Origin of the sequence: Tumidithrix elongata BACA0141 (assembly GCF_036349135.1) — a bacterium.
Classification (GTDB): Bacteria; Cyanobacteriota; Cyanobacteriia; order Pseudanabaenales; family Pseudanabaenaceae; genus Tumidithrix; species Tumidithrix elongata.
This window is the reverse complement of record NZ_JAZBJZ010000203.1, coordinates 1-4,524: the sequence shown is the minus strand read 5'-3', so window position 1 is coordinate 4,524 and position 4,524 is coordinate 1. Positions and strand designations below refer to the sequence as shown.

The 4,524-nt window shown below is 46.0% G+C and carries 5 protein-coding genes and 1 pseudogene; 4 read left to right on the top strand and 2 right to left on the bottom strand.

All coding sequences use genetic code 11. The features are described 5' to 3' along the window. Nucleotides 1-56 precede the first annotated feature (56 nt). Nucleotides 57-284 (top strand): annotated as a pseudogene (locus V2H45_RS25790) (Uma2 family endonuclease); the annotation flags it as partial. Between the two features lie 24 nt (nt 285-308). Here the strand turns inward: V2H45_RS25790 and V2H45_RS25130 are convergent. Further along, on the bottom strand, nt 309-851 hold the full coding sequence (locus V2H45_RS25130; protein ID WP_330486436.1) for a PadR family transcriptional regulator: 543 nt from the start codon (nt 849-851) through the stop codon (nt 309-311). A gap of 176 nt (nt 852-1,027) precedes the next feature. Between V2H45_RS25130 and V2H45_RS25125 the strand changes: the two genes are divergently transcribed. The 3 genes from V2H45_RS25125 to V2H45_RS25115 are packed head-to-tail and all read left to right on the top strand — an operon-like array spanning nt 1,028 to nt 4,004. Next, nucleotides 1,028-2,041: an NAD-dependent epimerase/dehydratase family protein gene (locus V2H45_RS25125; RefSeq protein ID WP_330486435.1), complete on the top strand. Its 1,014-nt coding sequence runs from the start codon at nt 1,028-1,030 to the stop codon at nt 2,039-2,041. A 28-nt stretch (nt 2,042-2,069) separates the two neighbouring features. Next, nucleotides 2,070-2,534, top strand: a complete 465-nt coding sequence (locus tag V2H45_RS25120; protein WP_330486434.1) for a cupin domain-containing protein — start codon at nt 2,070-2,072, stop codon at nt 2,532-2,534. A 39-nt stretch (nt 2,535-2,573) separates the two neighbouring features. Next, the gene (locus V2H45_RS25115) at nt 2,574-4,004 is read left to right on the top strand and encodes a carotenoid oxygenase family protein (protein ID WP_330486433.1); all 1,431 of its coding nucleotides are present in this window, start codon (nt 2,574-2,576) and stop codon (nt 4,002-4,004) included. 32 nt (nt 4,005-4,036) lie between these two features. On the opposite strand, the gene V2H45_RS25110 is transcribed toward V2H45_RS25115, so the two are convergent. Next, nucleotides 4,037-4,524 (bottom strand): Hpt domain-containing protein (locus tag V2H45_RS25110; RefSeq protein ID WP_330486432.1); only part of this gene is annotated, 488 nt, incomplete at its 5' end.

Sequence of the window (4,524 nt, the reverse complement as noted above, 5' to 3'; positions counted from 1 at the left end):
TCTTGTGGCTTTGAACCCCCTCGAAGCATTATTTCCTCTAAGTTGAGCAATTACGCGAAAAGTTTAGAAAATACCGTTCTATTCCCAGTTTTTGCGAATTTCTGCTGGTCAGTCAAATAGAATCGTATGTTGAGCAATATCACAAGCTGGAGCAGGGCGATCGCTGGCAGTTACAAACCTGCGATCGGATGGATGGTAAGATCGCTTTACAGAGTCTCAACATAGAGCTACCCATGTCAGAAATCTATCGTCGTGTGAATTTCTCTAGCGATATCAACGTTTAACGATTCTCTCAAACTAGAAACGCATCAATCTGTCCAAGTGGCTAACATTGCCAGAACTTCGTCGCACCAATCAATCCAGCCTTGCTCGAAGTTAATGCCTCGACGGAGCGTGAGATAGGCAAAACGAAATGGAAGGGGGCAGTCTTTAGGAGAAGCAAAAAATCTGCTCTCGATCGCTTGGTAAGCCGTAAGTTGCAAAACATGTAATTGACGATGGTCTTGAATCTTTTGCACGATCGCCTCTTGGGGAATCAGATAACCCGCGTAGATTTTAACTAAAAATTCATCTTTGCTGGGTGCAACCTCGCTCGATTGCAAAAGCCAAGTTTTTAGATGAGACAGCCCCCGATCGGTTACAGAGAATATCTTTTTGTCTGGTCGTCCTTCTTGGGCGATCGCTTCTGCTGCAATCCAGTTTTGCTGTTCTAGTTTGGTTAACTCTCGATAGATCTGTTGGTGCGTGGCTTGCCAAAAAAATCCAACCGAGCCGTCAAATTGTTTAGCAAGATCGTAACCACTTTTCGGTTCTTGAATCAGGGAAACCAAGAGAGCGTAAGCAAGAGACATATTTTTGCAGGTTTAGAAATTAAATGAAAGGCAAGGGTTGACATATGCACTTAGTTGAGTATACATTGTTTGATATATTCAACTAAGTGCATATTGAACCAGTTTTATATGCACTTAGTTGAACCCAAGGCTTCACTTTATACAGACCCTCAACTTGCGATTAGGTAACTAAAATCATGAATACTTCTCAAACAGAACTTCACGTTATTTTTGGTACGGGTGCATTGGGAATGGCGATCGCGCATCAACTGGTGGCAAAAGGCAAACAAGTGCGGCTGGTAAATCGCAGTCACAGCTTGCAGTTACCTCAAGGAATGGAACTGGCGATCGGGGATGCTAGCGATCCCAGCTTTACGCAGAAAATTTGCCAAAACGCAGAGGTGATTTACCATTGCGCAGGTCCTAGATATAGCTTTAAAGCTTGGGTTCAGGAATTTCCACCCTTACAACAAGGCATTCTCGCTGGCGCGATCGCCAGTGGAGCAAAGTTGATCTATGGCGACAGCCTCTATGGCTATGGCAAAGTTAAGGAACCCATGCGTGAAGATTTGCCCTATGCCGCCCATACCAACAAGGGCAAGATGCGGGCAGCGCTAGCAGAAACCTTGATGAAAGCCCATCGTGCAGGAAAAGCAAGGGTAGCGATCGCAAGGGCTTCAGATTTCTATGGTGAAGGCGTTCTCAATTCTGTCTTTGGCGATCGCGTGTTTATTCCTGCTTTACAAGGCAAGACTGCTGAAGCGATCGGGAACTTGGATCTGCCTCACACCTATACCTACATTCGAGATCTTGCTAAAGCGATGATCGTTTTGGGAGAACGCGAGGAAGCGATCGGGCAAGTTTGGCACGTTCCTAATGCCCCGACGATTTCCACCAGAGACATGCTCAATCTTCTTTTTGAAGAATTGGAATTGCCTGCAAAAATGAATGGCATGGGTAAACTGATGATGCGGATTGGTGGTTTCTTTATTCCCGAAGCGGCGGAATCCGTAGAAATGATGTATCAATTTGAGCATCCCTTTATTGTCGATAGCTCCAAATTTGTCAAGACTTTTGGTGATATTGCAACGCCACATCGCCAAGCAATTCGCAATACAATTGCATGGTATCGTCAATATCTGCAAACCCAGATGGAACAACAGGGAAATCGCAAAGTTCCCCAATCTGCGCAGAAAATTGTCAGAACGTAATGTCAACCCCATCGCTGAATGCAAACCTATGACTATCATCGATCCTAGCCAAGTCCCTAGTCGTATTGGTACGAACTATCCCGATCTCTTTAAGTCAGTGGTCGCTGGACGTGAAAAAAAACGATTGGGCGACGCCGCAGGACTCAAAAATTTTGGCGTAAATTTGACAACTTTACCCCCAAAATCTCGATCTGCACTGCGTCATTGGCATACCAAACAGGATGAATTTATCTATGTTCTATCGGGAGAATTAACCCTTATCACCGATGAAGGAGAGACGATTTTGCAGGCAGGTCAAGCGGCAGGATTCCCTGCGGGTTTGGCAAATGGGCATTGTCTCTATAATCACAGCGAGGCGATCGCGAGTTATCTAGAAATCGGCGATCGCACGCCCGACGATTGTGCAGCCTATCCCGATGACGATCTTGTGGCTAAGGCTTCAGACCAAGGCTGGCAATTTACCCACAAAGATGGAACTCCCTATTCATCTTAAGAATTCTCAATTCAATCCATTAAATTCCCCAACAACATCATGACTGCAACAATTAAAACACAAGCATCTTGGGCAAAAGCGATCGCTCAGCCTGCTCAAGAATTTCCACTCACGCAACTATCGGTTATTTCTGGTTCAGTACCTGAAGGCCTAAGAGGTTCGCTCTATCGCAATGGCCCCGCCAGATTAGAACGAGGAGGCATGCATGTCGGACATTGGTTTGATGGTGATGGTGCGATTTTGGCTATCCATTTTGCCGATGGGCAAGCCCGTGCCACTTATCGCTACGTCCAAACCGCAGGATATCTCGAAGAAGAGAAAGCCAACCGATTAATCTATGGTAACTATGGCATGACTCCCACGGGTTCGTGGTGGCAGCGTTTTGGCAAGTCATCTAAAAATGTGGCGAATACCTCAGTCCTTGCTTTGCCAGATCGGCTATTGGCTCTTTGGGAAGGTGGACTTCCCCATGCTTTAGATTTAGAAACGCTAGAAACGCAGGGTTTAGAAAATCTCGAAGGTCTTGACAATCATTTACCCTATTCTGCCCATCCAAAGCGCGATCCGCAAACAGGTGAGACTTACAACTTTGGAATTTCCTATGGCAAAAATGCCACTCTACATATCTATCGCAGCGATCGCCAAGGTAAGCTGCTACAAAAAAATCAAGTCACCCTATCGGGCTTACCGATGATTCATGATTTTGTCATGGCTGGGGAATATCTGATTTTCTGTGTCCCCCCTGTACGAATGAATCCTTTTCCTGTCCTGCTGAATTTACAGAGCTATAGCGATTCTTTGCAATGGAAGCCACAGGAAGGAACAGAAATTTTAGTCATCGATCGCCATAGTCTAGAATTGGTCAGTCGCAGCAATGCGGAGCCTTGGTATCAATGGCATTTTGGGAACGGCTACAGCGATCGTGATGGCAATGTGGTCTTTGATTTTGTGCGCTATGACGACTTCAGTACCAATCAGTTTCTCAAAGAAGTTGCTTCAGGTACAACCCAGACCGAAGCTAAGGGAGTTTTCACACAAGTCTGTCTAGACCCCAAAACTGGCGTAGTTTTGGAATCCTTGCCATTGTTAGATCGCAGCTCGGAATTTCCCAGTATTTCGCCTTTACAGGTTGGGCAAAAGTCTCGCTATACCTACCTCTCAGTTCGGAGTCCCCATGCATCGATCGGGCAAGAACTATTTGATGCGATCGCTCGGTACGACTATCAAACCCATCAACTTACCACTGCCGATCTAGGTGCTCACCGTTATCCGATGGAGCCTCTATTTGCCCCTAATCCTGCTAACCCCGATCGGGGCTGGGTGCTCACCGTGGTCTTTGATGGCGATCGCAAATGTTCGGAAGCTTGGATCTTTGATAGCGAATACCTCGATGGCGAGCCGATCGCACGCTTGGCATTACCCAGCATTATACCGATGGGATTTCACGGTACTTGGCGATCGCAGGGATAGCTAGATTCATCCCAGCTTGAATCCTGAGATTCCTAACATAAACTTTGCAGTAACTTTTGCAATGCCGAGCAGGCTAGCTCAAACTGATGTTCGATTTGTGTAACGAGATCGCCTAAATCCTGCAGTTCGTTTGCCTTGGCTTTGGTTTCTGTTGCTAAACAGCAATTTGCCAAACTTTGTAAGCCCAAAGCACTGCTGCTGCCTCTGAGGGTATGGGCATGATGCTTTACCATTGTACAGTTTCCAGCCTGCACGGCTTGCTTTAAATCGTTTAAAATTGTCGGCGCATCATGTTCTATAAATAGCGTAATTAATTCCCGCGCCAAATCGACATCTTCTAATGCCTCAATCGCCGTGGGATCGAGGATTTCTACCGAAGCCGCCGCTTCTACCATCCTATTTTCTGCGTTCGCAGGTTCTACTATCATTTGCCCACATTGACCGATCCTTTGTTCTAATACATTTAACCTAAGTACAGGACAAAAGATTGAGAGCATTAGAAAAGGCATCAGCGTTGAGT

Coding starts and splice junctions, on each gene's coding strand:
- V2H45_RS25125 (WP_330486435.1), top strand. CDS start 1,028: ATGAATACTTCTCAAACAGAACTTCACGTTATTTTTGGTACGGGTGCA.
- V2H45_RS25115 (WP_330486433.1), top strand. CDS start 2,574: ATGACTGCAACAATTAAAACACAAGCATCTTGGGCAAAAGCGATCGCT.
- V2H45_RS25120 (WP_330486434.1), top strand. CDS start 2,070: ATGACTATCATCGATCCTAGCCAAGTCCCTAGTCGTATTGGTACGAAC.
- V2H45_RS25130 (WP_330486436.1), bottom strand. CDS start 851: ATGTCTCTTGCTTACGCTCTCTTGGTTTCCCTGATTCAAGAACCGAAA.